Raw genomic sequence first — 21,060 nt, 5'->3', positions numbered from 1 at the left:
TCCGTCGGGCGTCCGGCGGCTCAGATCCCGCCATACCAGTCATAGCCGACATCTTCCCAGAACCCGCCCTTGCCGCCGCCATAGGGGGAGAGCGTCGCGGCGAGTTCGATTGACCGGATGTATTTCGCCATCTTGTAGCCGAGCTGCCGCTCGACCCGGACGCGGAGCGGTGCGCCGTTCGCGACCGACAGGGCCGCGTCGTTGCAGCCATAGGCGAGAATCGTCTGCGGGTGGCGGGCGTCGAAAAGGTCGATGGATTCGTAATAGGGCGTCGGTCCGCCGAGCCCGATGTCCATGGCGTCGTAGCACCGGAACACGACGTAGCGGGCTTCCGGCCGCACCTTCGCCTGATCGAGAATGGCGGCGAGCGGCACGCCGGTCCATTTGGCGATGCAGCTCCAGCCCTCCACGCAGTCATGGCGGGTAATCTGGGTGCGCGCGGGCATGGCACGGATCTCGTCGAGGCCGAGATCGAGCGGCTTGTCCACGAGCCCGGTCACCGGCAATCGGTAGGTGGCGAACGCCGTCGCCTTCAGCGCGAGATAGTCAGCCCCGTTCGGATCCGTCGAGCCGTTCGGCCGCTGCCCCTGCCGGATTTCGGTGGCCGAAAATTCAGGCGCAAGCCTGTCGCCCGCCAGCAGGCGCTGGACGCGATAGCTCAGGCTGTTGGCGGAGGCGAGCGTCTTGCGAACCGCGCTATCGCCCGAGAGAACGCCGTCGAGCACGTCACAGCCGGAAAGCGGCACGGTCGAGGCGGCAACGCCGGCCAGCGTCAGGAAACGGCGGCGATTGGCCAGGAAGGTGCGGCTCATGATCTCGGTTCTCCGGAAGCGGCATCGGTGACAGGCACGGTGTCGCGCGTGCGGTAACGTCCGGTGATGATGGAGCGCAGCTCATTCAGCGGCCCTGCGAGCAGCACCATGAGGATGTGCACCACGAAGAACAGGACGAGCGCCAGCATGCAGGCGAAATGCAGCGTCCGCGCCGTCTGCCGCCCGCCGAAGAGATCGAGCAGGAAGGGCCAGGCGGCATTCATGGTCGGCGACATCGAAAGCCCGGTGAGGATCACCAGCGGAAACAGGATGAAGAGCACGCCGCCATAGGAAAGCTTCTGCAGCACGTTGTAGCGGCCGTCATGGCGAAAGCGCAGCCGGGCATGGTCGGCGATATCGCGCGGAATGTGGCGCAGTTCCTGCCCCGATGGCAGCAGGTCGCGCCGGAGCCGCCTGGTAACGAGGGCCGAGATCAGCCAGACGAGCAGCGTGACGGCAAGCACCCAGGCGAAGAAGAAGTGGACCACGCGGCCGGTGGCGAGATCCTGATAGGACGGCACGGTCGCCCAGGCGGGAAAGCCGCGATAGGCCGGCCGCTCCGCCGGCCCGCTCATGCCGAACACGCCGCTCGTGTCGAAGCTGTGCCCGAAGATGGTCGTTCGTCCCTGCGGCTGCCCGTCCGGCCCGTAGATCGCATCCATCTTCAGGACGCTGTTGTCGAAGGCAAAGCCCGACTGCGTGCCGATGTAGAGGGTGGGATGCGCGTTGAAGATCTGCAGGCCGCTCAGCAGCAGGAAGAAAAGCGCGACGGCCCAGCTCCAGTGCGTGAGGCGCGTCATGAGACCGTGCCGATAGATCAGCCGCCCTCCGCGCCGGGCACCGGATGCCATCTCTTCGGATACAGGCGTCATCGATGATCTCCCCCGCCGCGATTCGCATCTGCGATCTGCGGCGCATGTGAAAAAGCCGTCTTAGAATCCCGCGCGCGGACCATGCCAAGATAGGGCGACCGCGGCGGATCGAAAGCGTTGCAAATCTGCAGCGGTCCACCGGATCGTCACGGTCCGCGCGCGCCGTTCGGCCGAATGAAACGCTCCATTAACCATTCAAGTGCCAATGTCACCTCACGTTCTCGACACCGACCCTCAAGGATCGCCCATGTTCTCGCGCCCTTCTTTGATCGCGCGCGGCCCTGCCGCATGTATGGCCGCACTCACGCTTGCGGCATTCGCCGCCGTCCCTGCCCCGGCGCTCGCCGAAAGCCGCGACAAGGCCTTCTTCGAACAGGTCGCAGGCCAGTGGAAAGGCCCGGGCGAAATCGTCGCCGGCAAGTACAAGGGCACGAAGTTCACCTGCGAGCTGTCCGGCGAGCCGACGGATGCCACCGGCATCAAGCTCGACGGCTTCTGCCGCGTCGGCGTCTTCAAGCAGCCGATGTCGGCCGTCATCAGCCAGAAGGGCAACAGCTATACCGGCAAGTTCCTCGACGGCGCCGAAGGCAAGGGCCTCGACATCGTCTCGGGCAACGTGTCGAAGGACAAGATCGTCGTCGGCATCAACCGCAAGAAGCTGAACGGCGCGATGATCGCCCGCATGTCGGATCCCTCGCTCCTCAACATCACCATCTCGGTCAAGGTCGAGGAGACCATGGTCCCCGTCATCGGCGTCGCCCTGACGCGCCAGACCGACACCATGGCCGTCGGCTCGATCCGCTAGCATGTCCAGCCGAAGCGGGATCGCTTCGGCGTCGGACAACGCGTCAGAAACAAAGAGCCATGATCAAACGCCCCCGCTGACCTCCCCGGCCCGGTCGCGCCACCACGCCGCGCGACCGTCGGCGATCTCGATGCCCGCGGCATCGGCGTCACCCGCCCAGGCTGCGACGCTTCGCCCGCCCACCACATGGTCCGGCAGGATGTCGGCCAGCGGAAGAAGCACGAAGCCCCGCTCCGTCATCCGCGGATGCGGCAAGGTGAGCGCCGCGGTTTGCATCGTGATCGTATCGTAGGTCAGTACGTCGAGATCGATCGTGCGCGGCCCCCAGCGCTCCAGCCGCTGCCGCTTCATCGCCTTTTCCACATCGAGGCAGGCGTCCAGCAGCGCCAGCGGTTCGAGCGTCGTCTGCACCACCGCACAGGCATTGAAGAACCAGTCCTGGTCGGTCTTGCCCCAGGGCGGCGTGCGGTAGAGGCCGGAAACGGCAAGAACCGTCACGTCGGGATGCGCATCGAGCCGCGCGAGCGCCTGCGCGATGGCGGCTGCGGCGTCGCCGATATTGCCGCCAAGCCCGATCGCCGCCTGGTGCCATCCGCCGTCATCGATCGCGCTCATGATCTGGCGACATGCTCGACGGTGACGGCGACGTAGTCGAGCACGCCGGGCACGGGTGCGTTCGGCTTGCGGATGGTGATCTTCGCCCGGTGGATCTGCGGCCAGCGCGAACAGAGCATCTCGGCGATTTCCAGTGCCAGGGCCTCGATGAGATAGCGCCGGCGGCCGGTGATCATCTTCTCGATTTCGGCAAAGGCGATGCCGTAATGCACCGTGTCCTCGATCCGGTCCTCGCGCAAGGCCGACCCCTGTTCGACCACCAGTTCGGCATCGACGAAAAAGCGCTGCCCGAGAAACTCCTCTTCGTCGTGAACGCCATGCCGCGCGAAGAAGGCGCAGTTCTTGAGCGTGATCGTGTAGGTCGGCGTCATCACAGGGTCTCCTGCCGAGTGTCGCAGCCACGGCGTGACGCCGGCCGCTCGGAACGTTGAAGGCGTCAGGGTCGTGCCGCCAGGATAGCATCGGCGACCAGCAGGGCATCCCTGTTGAAAGCGACATCATGGACGCGAAATATCGCCCCCCCGGCAAGACGCGCCGCCGTCGTGGTCGCCGCCGTCGCGACATCGCGCGCATCCGCCTCCCGTCCGGTGGCAGCGCCAAGGAAGCGCTTGCGCGACGTGCCGATCAGCAGCCTGTGGCCGAGCCCGTGCAGCGCATCCAGCCGCGCCATCAGCGCCCAGTTCTCGGACGCGTCCTTGGCGAAGCCGAAGCCCGGATCGAGCACGATCGCATCCGCCCCGATCCCGGCATCGGCAGCGATCTCCAGCGACCGACCAAAGAACTGTTTCTGATCCGCGATCACGTCGCCGGCTTTCTCGCGCCCCCGCCCGGTATGCATGATGCAGACGCCGGCGCGCGCTGTCGCCACGACCCCGGCGATCTCGGGCTCGCGCTGCAGTCCGTGCACGTCGTTGACGATATGTGCGCCGGCAGCGAGCGCCAGCCGCGCCGTCTCCGCGCGATAGGTGTCGATCGAGATCAGCGCCTCCGTTTCCCGCGCCAGGCGCTCGATGACGGGGAGGACGCGATCCTGCTCCTGCACGGCAGACACGGCGTCCGCCCCCGGCCGCGTCGACTCGCCGCCGATGTCGAGAATGACGGCGCCGTTCTCCAGGCACGCCAGAGCGTGCACGACGGCCTTGTCGACACCGAGGAAAGCGCCGCCATCCGAAAACGAGTCGGGCGTCACGTTGACGATCGCCATGAGCACGCCGCGCGGACCGAGCGTCAGGCTGCGTCCATGACCGAGCGACCATTCGAAGGCGGAGAAAGGGTCGGCGGCGTGAAGGGGTTCAACCATGACGGATCTCGGCGAAAAGGGCCGACCTTGTGGGGCAGCCGCGCTAACCTTGTTTCAAGGCGGCGGGCATTTCCAGTTGCGCTTGCCCAGCCTATGCCCCAAGCTTTGGACGACATCAACCGTCGAGACAGCATATCCATGAACACGGCCCGCAAATACCTCCTCGTTCCGCTGGCCACTCTCGCGATCCTCACGCAACCGCTCGCCGCCGCTGCGGAGACGGTGATGAACAAGACGATCACCTATTTCTCGGTCGGCGGTCGCACCGCGGCCGAACTCGATGCGGCCTTGTCGTCGCAGGGCCCGCAAATGCGCGAAACCGGCGCCCGCCACCCCGGCGCCACCCGCATAAAATTCGGGGGAACCGTGAGCTATGTCCGCCGCGGGCGCCTCTGCGCCGTCGGCAGCGCCCGTGTGACGCTCAATACGCGGCTGATCCTGCCGCGGTGGACCAACCGCAACAAGGCCGGGCGTGACCTCGCACTCGTCTGGGACACGCTGTCGAGCGACATCAAGCGCCATGAGGAACGCCACGCGGAGATTGCCCGCAACCACGCGCGCGACATGGAAAAGGCGCTCCTCTCCCTGCCGGCAGAAGCCGATTGCGAGCGGATGCAGGCCCGCGTCGCCCGCATCAGCGAAGACGCGATCGCCGCGCACGACAAGGACCAGGCCGCCTTCGACCGCCGCGAAGCCGTCAATTTCGACCAGCGCATGGTGCGCCTCCTCCAGTATCGCCTGGAGCGCCTGAAAAAGGACGGGGCCGAGCTTCGCTAGGCAACGTCGTCCTGTTCAGGACGGCGGCTGCCGCGCCGATGCGACGGCAGACGGCATTCGCGCGCTACCGCCGCGTGCCGCAATAACTCATTGGTGATTTCTAGCGATAGTGCGTCCGGTAAAGGTCGGCTATAGTCTCATTATCGCAAGCGAAGAATAGACGAAGCTTAAAAGCTCTGAGACTGCAGACGCGCGGTGATGCGGTCATGCTCTCGACGCGAAGACGAAGACGATATTGCAGGAGCGGCAGGATGCCGGATCGCGTGGCGACCGGAAATGCTTTGCCCTGCCCCGGTGTTCTCCTGGCGTATCCTGTTGCCGCAGATGATCCCTCCCTCATCCTGCGTGCGATGCGCCCTCCTGCCCCGCTTGTCCCTGTGACAGGCGGGGCTTTTTTTGGCGCGAACGCCAAGGACGAATCGGGCCCTGCATACGATCGAGCCTGACGTAACTAAGCCTGACGTTCGGGCACATGCACGACGAGACCGTCGAGCGCGTCGCTCATCTTGATCTGACAGCTCAGCCGCGAGGTCGGACGGACGTCGTAGGCAAAATCCAGCATGTCCTCTTCCATCGCTTCCGGCGCGCCGACGGCCGCCGTCCAGGCCTCGTCGACATAGACATGACAGGTGGCGCAGGCGCAGGCGCCGCCGCATTCGGCCTCGATGCCGGGCACTGAATTCCGGACGGCGTTTTCCATGACGGTCGATCCCATCTGGACCTCCAGTTCGTGGCGGGTGCCGTCGAAGGCGATGATGCTGAGTTTTGTCATGATGGCGCGGTCTCGAATGCTGGATGCGCGGGACCGCCGGTGCCGACGGGCACGGCGCCCGCAAAAGGGGTGCCCGTTTTTCTCACATTGTTTCATGCGGGTCGTCAAGAAAACAGGTCGACAGGCCTGCTTTCCGGAGACGTGTGTCGCGCGGGATCCCGGACCGACACGGCTGGCCGGCAGGCCGGTCGCCGTCGGCTTTATGCTATCGGCAAAGCTTCAGGATGAAGATCTCGGTGTCGAGAACGGCCGAAGACAGCGCGGCGAGCGTTTCCGCGTCGTTCGGCTGGTGTTCGGCGGAAGCCGCGACGTCGGCCACCGTAAAGGCGCCGACGGCAAGCGCTGCGCCCCGCAGGCGGTGTGCGGCGGCCTTGCGGACCTGCGTGTCCTCGATCATCAGCTCCTTGACGATCTGGCGCGACTGGCGCGCGAAGATCTGCAGCACTTCGAGTTCCAGCGCCTTGTCGCCCATCGTCTGGGTGGCGAGATGCACGAGGTCGATCGGGCGACCGCGGGAGTGAAGATGGCCCAGTGCCGTTTCGGGACTGTCGAAGGCGATATTGAGGGCGGCCATGCACGGTGTTCCTTGTTCTGTTGTCATCGCTGCCGGCACGTTGCGGGACACCCCACGGGCTCGGAATCCGTGACGCAGATGTAAGCGACAGGTCGGAATGTGCACGGGCTCTGAAGCCCTGCGCATCCGGCCTGCAGCCGCGTCGTCGTCTCCTGTGGATTTCACAGCAGCGAGGCTGCTATCAGATGAAAACGGGGCGCAATCAGGGCACCTTTCGTCAAGTATGGTTAACAGAGGAAAACATCCGGCATTGCAGGGGGTTTGGCGCCATGCGGGCCGCATTTTCGTTAAGAACTTGTTAGCATTTTAACGAATGGCCGGGGGCGTTAATTGTAAGACTACCCCGGATGTGTCACTACGATACGTTACAGGATACCGGTTTCCCCTGAGGGCCGGCATCCGTCCGGGAGGCTCTTCCCATGGCTGTGCGACCATGGGAAAAGCATTGCCGGTCGCGGTATGAAATTGGTGCGGTCATTGTATTGCGTGCATCCAATGCGCAGGAACTGTCCTCACCCCCGATCCGGCATCGCCGGCAGCCTTGCGGCTGCGCGATGTCGAGACGGAAAGTTCGGTAACGAGGCGTATCTGCATGGCGACGAACAAGAGCAACGAGTCGATCGACGACAAGGCCTTCCAAGCGCTCGAAGACGCTTTGAGGATCGACTTCGACGAACTGAAGTCCGCCCTCAACGAAACGCCGCCCGAGGCGGGCCGCGCCGCGCCGAAGGCGCAGGCCGCCGCCGCACCCTCCCCGTCCCGCCCGGCAGGCCCCGCACGACCGGCCCAGCCCGCGTCTGCATCGAACGCCGCCAGTCAGAAGCCCGCGGCCGCGTCACGGGCCGACCAGCCCACCGACGATCCGCTCGCCACGCCGCGCAGCCTTGCGCCGGAATCCGTGCCCGCTGCGCCGGGCGCGAAATCGCCCACCTTCGTGCCGGCCAATGACGACAGCCGCCGCTCCGCCCCGGCCATGCTCCGCTCGCTCGAAACGCGCTCCGGCCGGGCCGCCATGCGCGGCGCCGCCATCCTGTCGCTGGTCTGGATCGTCGCCGGTCTCGGCATCGCCAATCTTCTCTATGGCCCGGAAATCTGGCAGATCCGCTCGCTGGCCGCACTGGCGGCCCTGCCCGGCGCCATCGTCGCCGCCATCTTCATCGTCCTCCCGGTCATGCTGTTCTTCGCCTTCGGCGTGATGATGGCCCGCGCGCAGGAGATGCGGAACGCCGCGCGGTCGATGACCGAGGTCGCACTCCGCCTCGCCGAGCCGGAAACCACCGCATCCGACCGCATCATGACCGTCGGTCAGGCCGTTCGCCGCGAAGTGTCGGCCATGAACGAGGGCATCGAGCGGACGATCGCCCGCGCGACCGAGCTCGAAACGCTGGTCCATTCCGAAGTCAACGCGCTAGAGCGCAGCTACAGCGACAACGAACTGCGGGTCCGCACGCTCGTGCAGGAACTCGGCCTCGAGCGCGAGGCGATCGTCGGCCATGCCGAGCGCATCCGCTCCTCCATCACCGGCGTCCATGCCCAACTGCGCGACGACCTGACGCACGCAAGCGAAGACCTGCAGACGCGTCTCGCCATCTCCGGCGAAGCGGCCGCGTCCCTCATCGAAACCCGCGCCGCCGCGCTCATGGAAAAGTCGCAGGCCGCATCGCAGTCGATCAGCACGCTTCTGAGCGCACGCACCGAAGCCCTCGTCAGCGGCCTGACCACGGCCGGTGCGGAGATCACCGACGAGTTCGACACCCGTCTGGAAGCGTTGAACCACACGCTGATCAAGCGCGGCCAGCAGCTTCTCGGACAGTTCGAGACGCGCGCCTCCACGCTCGACAGCAGCACCGAAAAGCTGAACGCCGCGCTGAACGAGCGTGCCCGCCAGCTGAACGAAACGCTGATCGCCCGGACGCGCGACCTCAACGAGAGCCTCGTCATCGGCCAGCAGGCGATCACCGGCGGCCTCGACGACATTCTTCACACGCTGAACGGCGCCCTCGACGAGAAGGGCGCGAGCTTCCGCCAGAACCTGAAGACCGCGGCCGACGACGCCATCATGGACCTCGACCTGCGCTCCGGCTTCTTCGAGGAGAAGCTGCAGGGCACGGTCGGCCGGCTGGCGACCACCTTCGACGGCCGCTTCCAAGAATTCGCCACCGCCTTCGACCGCCGCGCAAACCTTCTGGACGCCAAGATGGCCGACAGCCTGACGCGCATCGACACGACCGTGGCCGGCGGGTCCGATACGCTCGGCCGACTACTGGACGACGGCCTCGACAAGTTCCATTCCGCCATCAGCGACCAGTCGCTCGCCATCGCCACGACCCTCGGCACCTCGCAGGCCCTTCTGGAGGAAAGCATCTCCGCCCGGACCGGCGAGATGGACGGCGTCATCGGCCAGGCGCATGAGCGGATCGACGGCGTTCTCGCGGCCCGCTCGGGCTCGCTGATGAGCGCGCTGACCGCCGCGCAGGAGCGGATCGAAACAGGCTTTGCCGAACGCGCCGGCAGCCTCGAAACGGCGCTCGGCTCCACCCAGGCCCGCCTTGCGGAAACCCTCGACAGCCGCACCGGCGCGCTGATCGACGGCCTCGGAGCCTCCGAGGCCCGGATCGGCACCCTCCTGGCCGAGCGGACGGGCGCCGTCACCACGGCCCTGGACACCACCGAACGGCGCCTGTCGGACGCCCTCGACAGCCGCAGCGAGCGCCTCCTCGGCGCCCTCGACACGGCCCGTGGCAATATCGAACAGGCCTTCGCGACCCGCAGCGACGACGTCACCGCCGCGATCGGCAGTGCCGAACAGCGCCTTCAGCAAACGCTCGACACCCGCGCCCGCGGCCTGCTGGAAGGCCTCGACGCCGCACAGGGCCGCATCGAGGGCGCGCTGACCGCGCGCGCCGACGACCTGGCCAGCACGATCGCCAGCAGTCACCAGCGCCTGGACGACACGCTGTCGGACCGCACGCTCGAACTCTCGGTCATGCTGGCCGCGAGCACCGAAGCGCTCGACGGCGCGCTGGAAGGCAATGCCGAACGGATCGACGGCATCATGGCCGCCCGTGCGGCCACCATCACCGCAACGCTGTCGGACAATGCGTCGCGGATCGAAACCCTGATGAGCGACCGCGCCGGCGCGCTGGACGCGACCCTCTCGACGGCCGCCCGCACCATCGAAGGCGCCTTTGCCGGCACGGCGGAGCGCATCGACGACATCATCAGCGAACGCACCATGACCCTCTCGGGCGTGCTCGCAAGCTCGACCGCGGCGCTCGAAGGCACCGCCGAACAGATCGACACCATGCTGACCGAGCGCACGCTCGAACTCTCGGGCGTCCTCGCCGGCTCGACCGCCGGCATGGAGAGCCTGTTCGAGGGCACCACGGAGCAGATCGACACGCTGCTGTCTCAGGGCACCGCGACCCTCTCGGAAAAACTGTCGGGCGCGACGCGCATCATCGACATCACCTTTGCAGGGACTGCCGATCGCATCGACGAGGTCATGGCGGAGCGCACGACGCGTCTGGCCGGCGTTCTCGCGGGCTCGACGGCCGCCATCGAAGGCACGAGCGAGCAGATGGAGCAGATGCTGCTGCGCGGCACCAGCACCCTCAACACGACGCTCACCGACGCCACGCGCGCCCTCGACAACACGTTTGCCGGCAAGGCCGAGCGTATCGACGAGATCCTGACCGAGCGCACCATGACGCTCTCGGGCGTGCTCGCCTCCTCCACGGCCGGCATCGAAAGCGCCGTCGAGGGCACCGCCGAGCAGATCGACCTCGTGCTGACCCGCGGCACGAACACCCTGACGGGCGCCCTCTCGAACGCCACACGCACGCTGGACGCCACCTTCTCGGGCACCGCCGAGCGTATCGACGACATCCTCATCGAACGCACCATGACGCTCTCCGGCGTGCTGGCCTCCTCCACCGCCGGCATCGAAAGTGCCGTCGAGGGTGCGGCGGGCGAGATCGACCGGGTCCTCTCGCAGAACACCGAAAGCCTCGCCGGCAAGCTCGCCGAGGCCACGCGGACGCTCGACCGGACGTTCGACGGCACGGCCGAACGCATCGAAGACATCATGGCGGAGCGGACCATGTCGCTCTCGGGCGTGCTGGCCTCGTCCACCGCCGGCATCGAAAGTGCCGTCGAAGGCACAGCCGAGCAGATCGACCGCGTGCTGAGCCGCGGCACGACGACCCTGACCGGCTCCCTGTCGGAAGCGACGCGCGCCCTCGACGCCACCTTCACGGGCACCGCCGAGCGCATCGACGACATCCTGATCGAGCGCACCATGACCCTGTCGGGCGTGCTCGCCTCCTCCACCGCCGGCATCGAAGGCGTGATCGAGGGAACCGCGGAACAGCTCGACACGCTGCTGGCCCGCGGCACCACGGGCCTCTCGGAAAAGCTCGCCGGCGCGACCACCTTGCTGGATGGCACGCTCGCCGGCTCCGCCGAGCGCATCGACGCGGTTCTCGCGGCCCGCGCCCGCGAACTTGCCGCCACCACCACCGCCATCGAGGCTGCGGTCGAAGGCAATGCCGACGACATCAATGCCGTCCTCGTCCGCGGCGCCAGCAACATCAAGAGCACGCTTTCGGAAGCGACGCGTCATCTGGACAAGACCGTCTCCGGCACATCCGACCGCCTGGACGCGATCCTCGCAGACCGCACCGCCGCCTTCACCGACGTCCTCGGCGGCTCGACCGCCGCCATCGAGAACGCGATCGACGGCACCACCGAACGCCTGGACTTCCTGCTGGCCACCAGCGCGTCCAGCATCAGCGACATGCTGAACGATGCGACCGGTGGGATCGAGGCGCGCACCGCCGCCCTCTCCGGCTCGCTCACCGGCGCCACCGATCGCATCGAACGCGCGCTCGACGGCACCACCGCGCGCCTCGGCACCATGATCGATCAGCACGCCCGCGCCCTGGACGAGACGCTGACCGGCCAGACCGCCGCCATCGACAACCGGCTTGCCGCGCGCACGGAAGACCTGTCGCGCATCCTCGTCGGCCGCGCCGCCGAAATGGGCGACACGCTGACGACGCGCGTCGAGGACATCGCCGACCAGCTCGCCTTGCGCGCGACGACCATCTCCGAGACGATGACCGACCGGATCGCCGAGATCGATCGCGATCTGACGAACCGCACCGCCAACATCGCAGACGACATGACCGGCCGCGTCAACGCCATCGCCGGCACCATGACCGGCGCGAGCGGCGAAATCGCCGGCGCCCTGTCCGCCCATGCAGCCGAGCTCGCGGCCGCCATCGACACCCGCGCCGGCGCGATCGAACAGACCCTGTCGGCCCGCGCCGCCAGCCTCGACCAGACGCTGTCCACCACGGACGATCGCCTGCGCGTCACGCTCGACACCCGCATTGCGGCCCTCAACAGCGCGGTCGCCGATGGCTCGAACCAGCTTGCCGACATGCTGAACGACCAGGCGGCCACGATCGCCACCACGATCGCCGCCAGCGCCGGCATGCTCGAAATGACGCTGGAGGAGCGCCAGGAGGCCTTCGCCCGCACGATCGACCAGAGCGCAGAAGCGCTCGACGGTCGCCTGCGCGACAGCACCAGCCGCGTCGCCACGCGCCTGAGCGACACCACGGCCGAACTCGCCCGCGCGGCCGACGGCCTGACCGAGCGGATGGACAGCTCCATCACCGGCATCAACACCCGCTTCGACGAAACCGGCGCCCGCATCGAGGCGAGCCTCGGCCAGCTCGAGACCCGCATCCGCGACAGCGTCGGAAATGTCGATGCGCTGGTGGACGAAGCCGGCAACCGCATCGCCGGCACCCTGTCGGAACGCGTCTCCGAACTCGACCAGGCGAGCCGCACCGCCGCCGAGCGCATCTCCGGCAGCCTTGCCGGCCGCACCGAGGAAATCGCGCGCATCAGCAGCGAAGCGGCCAGCCGCATCGCCGAGACGCTCGCGGCCCGCACCGGCGAACTCGATCGGATCAGCAGCGAAGCCGCAACGCGGATCGAGACGACGATCGAGCGCGGCACGGGCCGTCTCGAAGAGCGCCTCGGCACCATGGATCGCGCGCTGACCGTCGGCCTCGACAATGTCAGCCGCACGATCGAAGGCAAGGCCGCCCATCTCGTCGGCAGCCTGCGCAGCGCCGTCTCCGACACCACCCAGGATATCGACGCCGAGGCCGTCCGCTCGTCCGACGTGCTCGCCAAGGTCGGCGGTGATTTCGCCGAAGCCATGGCCGCGCGCCAGGCCGATTTCCAGAACGCCATCGAACGCACGGCCGCCACGGCCGCCATGCGCAGCGCCGAGCTCGCCCGCAGCGTCGGGGAAGCCGCCGACGCGACGCTCGTGCGCGCCTCGGCAACGCAGGACCGCATCGCCGAGCAGGGCAACGCCCTGCAGCGCGATCTCTCCGACGTCGAAAAGGCGCTCGAAGCCCGCGGCGAGGCGATCCGCACCACGCTCGACGAGCGGACGCGCGATCTCAATTCCATGCTCTCGGGCCGCACCAGCGAACTGTCGCGCCTCATCGAGGATCAGGCCCGCCCGGTGCTGGACTCCTACGTCGCCGCCGGTCGCGATGCCGCCGACCGCCTGACCACCGCCGCCCGCGACGGCGCGGAGCGCCTGCGCGCCGAGAACGATGCTCTCGTGACGGCCCTCTCCGCCCGCACCGGCGAGCAGCTCGGCGCCATCTCGCAGCGTGCCGAGGAAACGGCGCGTGCGATCCAGATGGTCGAGAACCGCCTGCAATCGACCGCGGAAGCACTGATCGAACGCCTTTCGGCCAGCAATGCCGCCATTGCCGATGTCGTGGGCGAAGCCACCAGCACCTTCGGCGCCATGGACGAGCGTCTGAACGCCACGGGCGACCGTTTCTCGGAAACCGCCGAGCGGACCTCCGACATGCTCGCGGCCTCGACCCGCCTTCTCGAAGGCAAGGCCGACCGTCTGGTCTCGGTCTCGTCCAACACGCTGTCGCAGGTCGGCAGCCTCGTCGGCCGGTTCGAGGATCACTCGCGGATGCTCGGCCAGGCCTCCGATCTCCTGGCCGCCGCGCAGTCCAACCTCGCCGGCACGCTGGAAGAACGCCAGGAAGCCCTGCGCACCCTCTCCGTCGGCCTCGTCAGCCGCTCGGAAGACATCGAGCGCACCATGCGCGCGCTCGAAGGTTTTGTGGAAGGCTCGTTCCAGCGCGCCGAGGATCGCTCGAACCAGATCGCCGGCAACCTGCGCAACGGCATCCAGGCCTCGTTCAACGATGTCGGCCGCATCCTCACCGATGCCGAAGAGCGCACCCAGACGGCGGCACTCGCCATGCGCGACGCGTTGGCCCAGGTCGGCGAAGATGCCGGTCAGTCGGTGGACGCGCTGCTCGCCCGCACGCAGGAACGGTCCGGCCAGGTCGCCGGCACGCTGCGCGACGGTGTCCGCGCGGCCGCCTCCGACGTCGATCGCACGCTGACCGACGCAGAGAACCGCACCCGCACGGCAGGCGATGCCATGCGCGAGGCGATCGCCTCGGCGACGGACGCCGCCGGTGCCTCCGTCGATCGCACCTTCGCCCGCGCCGAAGAGCGCTCCAGCGACGTCGCGGCCCGCCTGCGCGGCAGCGTCGGCGCCTCGCTGTCGGACATTGACGGCCTGCTCGACGAAACGGGCAAGCGCTCCGACGCTCTGTCGGAAAACATGCGCGAGCAGATCCGCCAGTCCGTGGACGAAGCGATCGGCCGCTTTGCCGGCGCAACGGATGAAATCCGCCGGTCCGGCGAGGAAATCCGTCGCGAACTCGACATGACCCGCGCCGAACTGAAGCGCGGCGCCTTCGATCTGCCGGAAGAAGCCAAGGAAAATGCGGCCGTCATGCGCCGCGCCGTGTCGGAACAGATCAAGGCGCTGCAGGAACTGTCCGACATCGTCGGTCGCTCCTCCAGCCAGCTCGAAATCGGCGAACCGACACCGTATCGCGGCCGGGCGACGAGCCAGCAGGCACCCGCCCAGCCGGTCTATGCACCGACCCAGCCGGCCTATGCCCCGCCGCTCTACGCCCAGCCGCAGCCGACCCAGACGGCCGTCGCGCAGACGTCGCAGGTCAATCCCTACGCGGCCTATCCGACGACCCCCTCGACGCTGCTCGGCGCCCGCACGGCGGAGGCCGCACCGGCGCGCACGGTTGCCACGACGCAAGCCCCTGTCCTGCCGCAGCGCCACCCGGCGCCGGTACCGGCATCCGGTCCCGCACAGTCGGCTCAGCCGCGTCCCGCCCCGACGGATCGGCCCCAGGCGGTGGAACAGCGCGCAGAGGTCCAGCCTTCAGCCGGCCGGGCCCCGCAGGACAGGCAGCCGGCCGCACCGGTTCGGCAGACCCTGACTCCGGCCTCAGCCCCGGCCCCAGCCCCGGCCGCCTCTGCCCAGCCGCGCCCGCTTCCGGCACAGCCCGTCCAAACCCCGACACCCATACAGGCTGCCACCGCCCGTCCGCAGGCGGAGCCGCGCCAGGCCGCAACGCCGTCGCCGGAAGCCCCACGCACTCTGCAGGAGCCTGCGGCCCAGCCACGGTCCTCCGCGACGGCCGAAACGCCGCTGCGCGGCAGCGTCGGCCTGTCCGACCGCTCGCCGCTCCGCCCGGCGTCATCCGCAGAGGATGACATGCGCGAAGGCGGCTCGGGCTGGATGCGCGATCTCCTGCGCGGTGCTTCCCGCGAGGAGGAGCCCCAGCAGATCGCTCCGGCACGGCTGCGGCCGGAAGCGGCACCTGCCCCGGCCCCGCAGGGCCAGCGCAGCACCGACAGCCGCAATCCGCGCCACGTGATGGAATCGCTGAACTCGCTCTCGGTCGATATCGCCCGCGCGATCGATCACGACGCCTCGGTCGATCTCTGGCGCCGCTACCAGCGTGGCGAGCGCGACGTGTTCACGCGCCGCCTCTACACGCTGAAGGGCCAGCAGACGTTCGACGAGATCCAGCGGAAATACGACCGCGAACCGGAATTCCGCACGGCCGTCGATCGCTACATCGCCGATTTCGAGAAACTGCTGGCCGACGTCGCCCGCAACGACCGCGACCGAGTCATCACCCAGACCTACCTGACCTCCGACACGGGCAAGGTCTACACCATGCTTGCCCACGCCGCCGGCCGCTTCAGCTGACGCCTGCCAGCCGATCGCCTGCGCCCTTCGAAACCCGCCGCATGATCTCTCGTGCGGCGGGTTTTTCGCGTCCGGTCGATCCGCAGGAAGAGCGGGGCATCGACGCGCCGGATTTGCATGGCCATCGACCCCTGCCGTTGAAACGTCGTCTCGGAACACCAGATCACCTGTCATGGAACGATATCGTCCAGGAAATCGTTTTCGAGGTGCGATGCGGCCCCGACGCGTGTCCCGCCCGACGCGCGTCCCGCCATTGAGAGACGCGTGTCCCGACATTGAGAGAGGTGATCGATGAACAGACTGGCTCTTGCCACCGCGACCGCCGCACTGCTGGCCCTGACGGCCTGCACCACGCCGGGCACGTCATCGGGTGCCGCCGGCGGCTCGGTCGCGCCTATTCCCGGCAGCATCACCTATGGCGGCCAGCCACAGACCAAGCTGACGAAATCCCCCATCGGCAGCACCTTCCCGCACCGCTTCCGCGCGCCCGATGGACGAGAATGGTCGGAGACCTACCGCATCGCGCCGGACAGATCCCTCGATCTGATCTCGCGCCGCGAGATCGAACTGGACGTCGAAAACAACCGCTAGAGTGTGTCAGGGATCCGTGGAATCCGGTTCTCCCGAAAAGACGAACGACAATCTCTAGTGTTGGTCGGAAAACGACAGACGGAGACTGGGCCGACACATCAGTGCCCGATCACACACAGACAGCCCGACCACATACACAGAAAAGAGGAGAAACAGATGACCAATCTCGACTTGCCCCAGGGCCACCGCGAGAATGAAACGAGAGCCACCAAAGCGGTGAACGTCGTCAGATCGGAAGCCGCAGCCGTTCGCCAGACGGCCACCGAGCATCCGTCCTCGACCGTCCTGCTTCTCGGCCTCGTCGGCCTCGCAGGCTTCCTCATCGGCCACGGCGTCGGCTACCGCAAGGCCGAGGCCGATCATATCCCGACATTCCGCCGCTTCTGGTCGTAAAACCATATCGGCAACAGCCCATCAGGCGGCCGCTGTCAGCGGCGCTGGAGAGCGGACAAAAAATGGCCTCGCAGAACGCTGCGAGGCCATTTTCATTTCCGTGTCATGTCTGCTGCAGACCTGAGAGGCCGGGCAAGGCCCGGAGCGCCTCAGTGCTCCTTGCTGGCGTAGACGGACTTCTTCGTCAGGTAGATCAGGCCGGTGAAGATCAGGAGAAAGATCAGCACCATGAAGCCGGTCCGCTTGCGCTCTTCCAGATGCGGCTCGGCGGCCCACATCAGGAAAGACGCGACGTCGCGGGAATACTGCTCCACCGTCTGCGGCGAACCATCTTCATAGGTCACCTGGCCCTCGTTCAAGGGCTTGGCCATGGCCAGAGCCGCGGCATTGGCGAAGTAGGGGTTGTAGTGCGTCCCCGCCGCGATCTCCACGCCGGCCGGCGGCTCTTCATAGCCGTTGAGCAGCGCGTGGATATAGTCCGCTCCGCCTTCCTGATACTGTGTGAAGATGTCGAAGACGAAGGTCGGGAAGCCGCGCTCGATGCCGCGCGCCTTGGCGATCAGCGAGAAGTCCGGCGGCGCCGCGCCGTTGTTCGCTGCGGCCGCAGCCTCCGCGTTCGGGAAGGGCGACACGAAATGGTCGGACGGCAGGGCCTTGCGGGTAAACATCTCCCCCTCGGCGTTCGGTCCGTCCTGGACTTCGTAATTCGCCGCGAAGGTCTTCACCTGCGCTTCGGAATAGCCAAGCTCTTCCAGCATGCGGAAGGCCACGAGGTTCATCGAATGGCAGGCGGAACAGACTTCCGTATAGACCTTGAGCCCGCGCTGAAGCTGGCCTTTGTCGTAATGGCCGAACGGGCCGGCAAACGACCAGTCTTCTTCCTGCGGCTTCTTGATCGGGAAGTGCGGCGTTCCCCCGCCATGCTCCTCGGTCGCGGTCTTGCCCTCGTGCGGCGCGTTTTCCTGCGCCAGCGCGCTTGTCGCGCCGGCAAGGGAACCGCCCAGCACGAAGGCCGAAACGAAGAGGCCGGTGATCAGCTGTTTCATCGTCATGCTTTCCTTGGTCTCGTCTCTTGCCATCACGCCGCCACCGCGGTCTTGCGGGCCTTCTGTTCCAGCACCGCTTCGGTGATGGAGTTCGGAATGCGCCGCGGTGTCTCGACCAGGCCGAGAAGCGGCATGATCACCAGGAAGAAGCCGAAATAGTAGAGCGTGCCGATCTGCGACATCACCACATAGGCGCCTTCCGCCGGGCGCGAGCCGAGCCAGCCGAGCAGGATCGCGTTGACGACGAAGATCCAGAAGAACAGCTTGTACCAGGGACGATAGACGGCCGAGCGGACCTTCGAGGTGTCGAGCCAGGGCAGGAAGAACAGGACGATGATCGCCCCGAACATCACGAGAACGCCGCCGAGCTTGGAGTCGATCGGGCCGACATTGAAGGTGATGGCGCGCAGCATGGCGTAGAACGGCAGGTAGTACCATTCGGGCACGATATGGGCCGGCGTCTTCAGGGCATTGGCCGGCACGTAGTTGTCGGGATGGCCGAGATAGTTCGGCATGTAGAACACGAACCAGGCGTAGACGAGAAGGAAGACGGACACGCCGAGCGCATCCTTCAGCGTCGCATAGGGCGTGAAGGAGACGGTGTCTGTCTTGGTCTTCACCTCGATGCCGGTCGGGTTCGTCTGGCCGGTCACATGCAGGGCCCAGATATGCAGCACGACGACGCCGGCGATCATGAAGGGCAGCAGATAGTGCAGCGAGAAGAAGCGGTTGAGCGTCGGCTGATCCACGGCGAAGCCGCCGAGCAGGAACTGCTGGATCCACTCGCCGACCAGCGGGAAGGCGGAGAAGAAGCCGGTGATGACGGTCGCGCCCCAGAAGGACATCTGCCCCCAGGGAAGCACGTAGCCCATGAAGCCGGTCGCCATCATCAGGAGATAGATGACCACGCCGAGGATCCAGAGGATTTCGCGCGGCGCCTTGTAGGAGCCGTAATAGAGGCCGCGGCCGATATGCAGGTAGACGGCGATGAAGAAGAACGAGGCGCCATTGGCATGCATGTAGCGCAGCAGCCAGCCATGGTTCACGTCGCGCATGATCTTCTCGACCGAGTTGAACGCGACGGTCGTTTCGGCGGCGTAGTGCATGGCCAGCACGATGCCGGTGACGATCTGGATGATCAGCATCACCGACAGCATGGCGCCGAAGGTATAGGCATAGTTCAGGTTCCGCGGAACCGGATAGGACACGAAGCTGTCATGGACCAGCCGCGGCAGCGGCAGCCGCGAATCCACCCACTTTTCCAGTCCCGATGTCGGTGTATAGGTTGAATGTTCCCCACTCATATCGGCAATCCCCCTCAACCGATCTTGATGACTGTATCGGACGTGAACGCAAAGTTTGGCACGGCGAGGTTCATCGGCGCCGGGCCTTTTCGAATGCGGCCCGCCGTATCGTAATGCGAGCCATGGCAGGGACAGAACCATCCGCCGAAATCGCCGGCCTGGCCGAGCGGAACGCAGCCGAGATGGGTGCAGGAGCCGATCATGACGATCCAGTTTTCCTTGCCCTCGCCGGCCGAGCGGTCGATATCCGTCGCCTGCGCGTCGGCCGCGATGTTGGCGTTGCGCGCCACCGGGTCCTTGAGATCGGCGAGCTGGACGGCCTTGGCCTCCTCCACTTCCTTCTCCGTCCGGTTGCGGATAAAGATCGGCTTGCCCCGCCATTTCGCCGTCAGCGACATGCCGGGCTGCAGGCTGGACACGTCGACCTCGATGGAGGCGAGCGCGAGCGTCGAGGCGTCCGGCCGCATCTGGTCGATGAATGGCCAGGCCACCGCTGCGACGCCGACGGCGCCGGCCATGCCGGTCGCCAGATACAGGAAGTCGCGGCGCGTCGGCTCGCTCGGTGTCTCGCTTGTCGTGTGGTGTTCGCTCACGGCCTTTTCATCCTCTCAACCCGGCGGCTTAAAAAGCCGCACACGCGTCCCCGACGCCGGTTCTGTCCTCCCGCACTTGATCGAAAGAACGGCGCCAAATCAATAAGGCGAGACCAGCTCGCCACACTTTCTTGACCGCTTGCCCCGCGGCCTCCCCGCCGGAAAACCGGCAGCCCGAAGCCGCTCCGGATTCCCGAGCCATGTCCCGGGTTCTATGCTTGATAAACGGGCATGTCCAGCCTTGCAAATGCCGCAAGGCAGCCTTGCGTCAGTCCCACTGTGACGCATTGTCGCGGCCGAACGTCGCAGGCCTTGAATGACCCGCACCGCAAGCCGAGAGCCTGGTGCAAAGCCGGGGAACATCTCGCGGGAATGCGCGGAGCGAAGGGTGCCCGCCTGCCCGGAGCGACGGCCGTCCTGCCCCGTCGCTTATGCTGCGTTGCAGCATTTTCCGCTTCGTGCTACCGGCGTTTCAACCGGATCGGCAGAAAGAGCCCCGCATGCGCAAGACCCTCGGCATCGTCCTCAATACGCTTGCGATCATCGGCCTTGTCCTCTGCGCCCTGCGCTATGTCGAGACCCTGTGGCCGCTGCTGCTGCTCAACAGCATGCAGACCCATGTGGCGGTCGCCATCGCGCTTGCCATGCTCGCCTCTTTTCTCCTCTGCCGCAGCCGCTTGAGCCTGCTCCTCCTCGTCGCAGCGCTTGGGCTCGCCGGTCACGGCGTCCTGATGAAGCGCGAATTCGCGATCGAGGCGACGGCAGCCGACGGGGCACTGGGGCCGAGCCTGCGCATCGTCTCGTTCAACATGCTGGGCGACAACATGGAAGGCGCCACCGCCATTGCCGACATGGTGATGGCGTCGGAGGCCGATGTGGTGGTGATTCTCGAGGGCGAGCCGCTGTTCATGCAGATGCAGCGCCTCGTCGCCGTCTATCCCTACCGGATCGGCTGCGGCGAACACACGCCGACCTGCGATCTCCTGATGTTTTCGAAACACCCGCTGATGGACATCTCGGTCGGCGATCTCAGCGATCTGCGCAAGGACCGGGTGATGTCGGCGCGGATCGCGGTGCCGGGCGGAACCTTCCGCATGGTGGCCGCCCATCTGTCGAAACCCTTTTTCGACAATTACCACATGAAGGAACTCGCCCACCTCACGGCCTTCATGCGCAACACCACCGAGCCCGTGATTCTGGCGGGGGATTTCAACTCCGGCACCATCGCGCCGGATATGCAGAGGATGCTCCGCGTCCTGCGCCTGCGCACCGTCCCGCGCGAACCGGCGACCTGGCCGGTCCAGCTGGCCGATACCGGTCTCGGCGTGGCCATCGACCACATCTACAGCCGCCCGCCGCTCGTGCCGCTGTCGGTGAAGCGGCTCGACCGCGATTACGGGTCGAACCACGACGGCCTCGTCGCCGAGTTCGCCTTCCGCACGCCGTAACGAT

Annotated in this window: 16 protein-coding genes; 6 read left to right on the top strand and 10 right to left on the bottom strand. The window is 66.7% G+C overall.

Annotated features, from left to right (window positions below; translation table 11 throughout):
• Nucleotides 1-20 precede the first annotated feature (20 nt).
• Both ASG39_RS03905 and ASG39_RS03900 read right to left on the bottom strand, forming a co-directional pair.
• On the bottom strand, nucleotides 21-812 hold the full coding sequence (locus tag ASG39_RS03905; protein WP_062592945.1) for a molybdopterin-binding protein: 792 nt from the start codon (nucleotides 810-812) through the stop codon (nucleotides 21-23).
• The gene (locus tag ASG39_RS03900) at nucleotides 809-1,684 is read right to left on the bottom strand and encodes a cytochrome b/b6 domain-containing protein (protein ID WP_062592943.1); all 876 of its coding nucleotides are present in this window, start codon (nucleotides 1,682-1,684) and stop codon (nucleotides 809-811) included. Before ASG39_RS03900 ends, ASG39_RS03905 begins: the two co-directional genes overlap by 4 nt.
• 247 nt (nucleotides 1,685-1,931) lie before the next feature.
• On the opposite strand from ASG39_RS03900, the gene ASG39_RS03895 reads away from it, so the two are divergent.
• Nucleotides 1,932-2,489 carry a hypothetical protein gene (locus tag ASG39_RS03895; protein WP_062592941.1) on the top strand — a complete coding sequence of 186 codons (558 nt, stop codon included), beginning with the start codon at nucleotides 1,932-1,934 and terminating at the stop codon, nucleotides 2,487-2,489.
• Between the two features lie 63 nt (nucleotides 2,490-2,552).
• Here the strand turns inward: ASG39_RS03895 and folK are convergent, their stop codons facing one another.
• The 3 genes from folK to folP all read right to left on the bottom strand — a co-directional run bounded on the left by folK (nucleotide 2,553) and on the right by folP (nucleotide 4,404).
• A complete protein-coding gene (folK, locus tag ASG39_RS03890) occupies nucleotides 2,553-3,104 on the bottom strand; it encodes a 2-amino-4-hydroxy-6-hydroxymethyldihydropteridine diphosphokinase (RefSeq protein WP_062592939.1) in 552 nt (183 codons plus the stop codon).
• A complete protein-coding gene (folB, locus tag ASG39_RS03885) occupies nucleotides 3,101-3,475 on the bottom strand; it encodes a dihydroneopterin aldolase (protein WP_062592938.1) in 375 nt (124 codons plus the stop codon). Before folB ends, folK begins: the two co-directional genes overlap by 4 nt.
• A gap of 65 nt (nucleotides 3,476-3,540) precedes the next feature.
• The gene (gene folP / locus ASG39_RS03880; RefSeq protein WP_062592936.1) at nucleotides 3,541-4,404 is read right to left on the bottom strand and encodes a dihydropteroate synthase; all 864 of its coding nucleotides are present in this window, start codon (nucleotides 4,402-4,404) and stop codon (nucleotides 3,541-3,543) included.
• 138 nt (nucleotides 4,405-4,542) lie between these two features.
• Here folP and ASG39_RS03875 point away from each other — a divergent pair, with 138 nt between their 5' ends.
• A complete protein-coding gene (locus ASG39_RS03875; RefSeq protein WP_244481108.1) occupies nucleotides 4,543-5,181 on the top strand; it encodes a DUF922 domain-containing protein in 639 nt (212 codons plus the stop codon).
• A 451-nt stretch (nucleotides 5,182-5,632) separates the two neighbouring features.
• Here the strand turns inward: ASG39_RS03875 and ASG39_RS03870 are convergent, their stop codons facing one another.
• Together ASG39_RS03870 and ASG39_RS03865 are read right to left on the bottom strand one after the other, a co-directional pair.
• Nucleotides 5,633-5,953 (bottom strand): 2Fe-2S iron-sulfur cluster-binding protein, encoded by a 321-nt coding sequence (locus ASG39_RS03870; RefSeq protein ID WP_062592931.1) that lies wholly within the window; start codon nucleotides 5,951-5,953, stop codon nucleotides 5,633-5,635.
• Between the two features lie 205 nt (nucleotides 5,954-6,158).
• The gene (locus ASG39_RS03865; protein WP_062592929.1) at nucleotides 6,159-6,527 is read right to left on the bottom strand and encodes an Hpt domain-containing protein; all 369 of its coding nucleotides are present in this window, start codon (nucleotides 6,525-6,527) and stop codon (nucleotides 6,159-6,161) included.
• A 592-nt stretch (nucleotides 6,528-7,119) separates the two neighbouring features.
• On the opposite strand from ASG39_RS03865, the gene ASG39_RS03860 reads away from it, so the two are divergent.
• From ASG39_RS03860 to ASG39_RS03850, 3 genes are all read left to right on the top strand, one after another.
• Entirely contained in the window at nucleotides 7,120-15,681 is an 8,562-nt protein-coding gene (locus ASG39_RS03860; RefSeq protein ID WP_062592927.1) for a hypothetical protein, read from the top strand.
• 291 nt (nucleotides 15,682-15,972) lie between these two features.
• Complete coding sequence (locus ASG39_RS03855) at nucleotides 15,973-16,272, top strand: hypothetical protein (RefSeq protein WP_062592925.1); 300 nt, start codon at nucleotides 15,973-15,975, stop codon at nucleotides 16,270-16,272.
• Nucleotides 16,273-16,428: 156 nt separating this feature from the next.
• Nucleotides 16,429-16,665, top strand: coding sequence for a hypothetical protein (locus ASG39_RS03850; RefSeq protein WP_062592924.1), 237 nt, complete (start codon nucleotides 16,429-16,431; stop codon nucleotides 16,663-16,665).
• A 149-nt stretch (nucleotides 16,666-16,814) separates the two neighbouring features.
• Here ASG39_RS03850 and ASG39_RS03845 read toward each other — a convergent pair whose 3' ends face one another.
• The 3 genes from ASG39_RS03845 to petA are packed head-to-tail and all read right to left on the bottom strand — an operon-like array spanning nucleotide 16,815 to nucleotide 19,608.
• Nucleotides 16,815-17,711 (bottom strand): cytochrome c1, encoded by an 897-nt coding sequence (locus tag ASG39_RS03845; protein ID WP_062593431.1) that lies wholly within the window; start codon nucleotides 17,709-17,711, stop codon nucleotides 16,815-16,817.
• A 32-nt stretch (nucleotides 17,712-17,743) separates the two neighbouring features.
• Nucleotides 17,744-19,015 carry a cytochrome b N-terminal domain-containing protein gene (locus ASG39_RS03840; RefSeq protein ID WP_062592922.1) on the bottom strand — a complete coding sequence of 424 codons (1,272 nt, stop codon included), beginning with the start codon at nucleotides 19,013-19,015 and terminating at the stop codon, nucleotides 17,744-17,746.
• Between the two features lie 14 nt (nucleotides 19,016-19,029).
• Nucleotides 19,030-19,608 (bottom strand): ubiquinol-cytochrome c reductase iron-sulfur subunit, encoded by a 579-nt coding sequence (gene petA, locus ASG39_RS03835; RefSeq protein ID WP_062592920.1) that lies wholly within the window; start codon nucleotides 19,606-19,608, stop codon nucleotides 19,030-19,032.
• 500 nt (nucleotides 19,609-20,108) lie between these two features.
• On the opposite strand from petA, the gene ASG39_RS03830 reads away from it, so the two are divergent.
• Nucleotides 20,109-21,056: an endonuclease/exonuclease/phosphatase family protein gene (locus ASG39_RS03830; RefSeq protein ID WP_062592918.1), complete on the top strand. Its 948-nt coding sequence runs from the start codon at nucleotides 20,109-20,111 to the stop codon at nucleotides 21,054-21,056.
• The last annotated feature ends 4 nt before the right edge of the window (nucleotides 21,057-21,060 follow it).

It is taken from the genome of Rhizobium sp. Leaf371 (assembly GCF_001424045.1).
Classification (GTDB): Bacteria; Pseudomonadota; Alphaproteobacteria; order Rhizobiales; family Rhizobiaceae; genus Ferranicluibacter.
Note: the sequence above shows the minus strand (reverse complement) of the source record. Positions and strands in the feature narration are given on the sequence as shown.

Excerpts from the sequence above, each read along its gene's own strand:
- folB (WP_062592938.1), bottom strand. The coding sequence starts at position 3,475 with ATGACGCCGACCTACACGATCACGCTCAAGAACTGCGCCTTCTTCGCG.
- ASG39_RS03845 (WP_062593431.1), bottom strand. The coding sequence starts at position 17,711 with ATGAAACAGCTGATCACCGGCCTCTTCGTTTCGGCCTTCGTGCTGGGC.
- ASG39_RS03865 (WP_062592929.1), bottom strand. The coding sequence starts at position 6,527 with ATGGCCGCCCTCAATATCGCCTTCGACAGTCCCGAAACGGCACTGGGC.
- ASG39_RS03875 (WP_244481108.1), top strand. The coding sequence starts at position 4,543 with ATGAACACGGCCCGCAAATACCTCCTCGTTCCGCTGGCCACTCTCGCG.
- ASG39_RS03840 (WP_062592922.1), bottom strand. The coding sequence starts at position 19,015 with ATGAGTGGGGAACATTCAACCTATACACCGACATCGGGACTGGAAAAG.
- ASG39_RS03895 (WP_062592941.1), top strand. The coding sequence starts at position 1,932 with ATGTTCTCGCGCCCTTCTTTGATCGCGCGCGGCCCTGCCGCATGTATG.
- ASG39_RS03900 (WP_062592943.1), bottom strand. The coding sequence starts at position 1,684 with ATGACGCCTGTATCCGAAGAGATGGCATCCGGTGCCCGGCGCGGAGGG.
- ASG39_RS03860 (WP_062592927.1), top strand. The coding sequence starts at position 7,120 with ATGGCGACGAACAAGAGCAACGAGTCGATCGACGACAAGGCCTTCCAA.
- ASG39_RS03870 (WP_062592931.1), bottom strand. The coding sequence starts at position 5,953 with ATGACAAAACTCAGCATCATCGCCTTCGACGGCACCCGCCACGAACTG.
- ASG39_RS03905 (WP_062592945.1), bottom strand. The coding sequence starts at position 812 with ATGAGCCGCACCTTCCTGGCCAATCGCCGCCGTTTCCTGACGCTGGCC.
- folK (WP_062592939.1), bottom strand. The coding sequence starts at position 3,104 with ATGAGCGCGATCGATGACGGCGGATGGCACCAGGCGGCGATCGGGCTT.
- ASG39_RS03850 (WP_062592924.1), top strand. The coding sequence starts at position 16,429 with ATGACCAATCTCGACTTGCCCCAGGGCCACCGCGAGAATGAAACGAGA.
- folP (WP_062592936.1), bottom strand. The coding sequence starts at position 4,404 with ATGGTTGAACCCCTTCACGCCGCCGACCCTTTCTCCGCCTTCGAATGG.
- ASG39_RS03830 (WP_062592918.1), top strand. The coding sequence starts at position 20,109 with ATGCGCAAGACCCTCGGCATCGTCCTCAATACGCTTGCGATCATCGGC.
- ASG39_RS03855 (WP_062592925.1), top strand. The coding sequence starts at position 15,973 with ATGAACAGACTGGCTCTTGCCACCGCGACCGCCGCACTGCTGGCCCTG.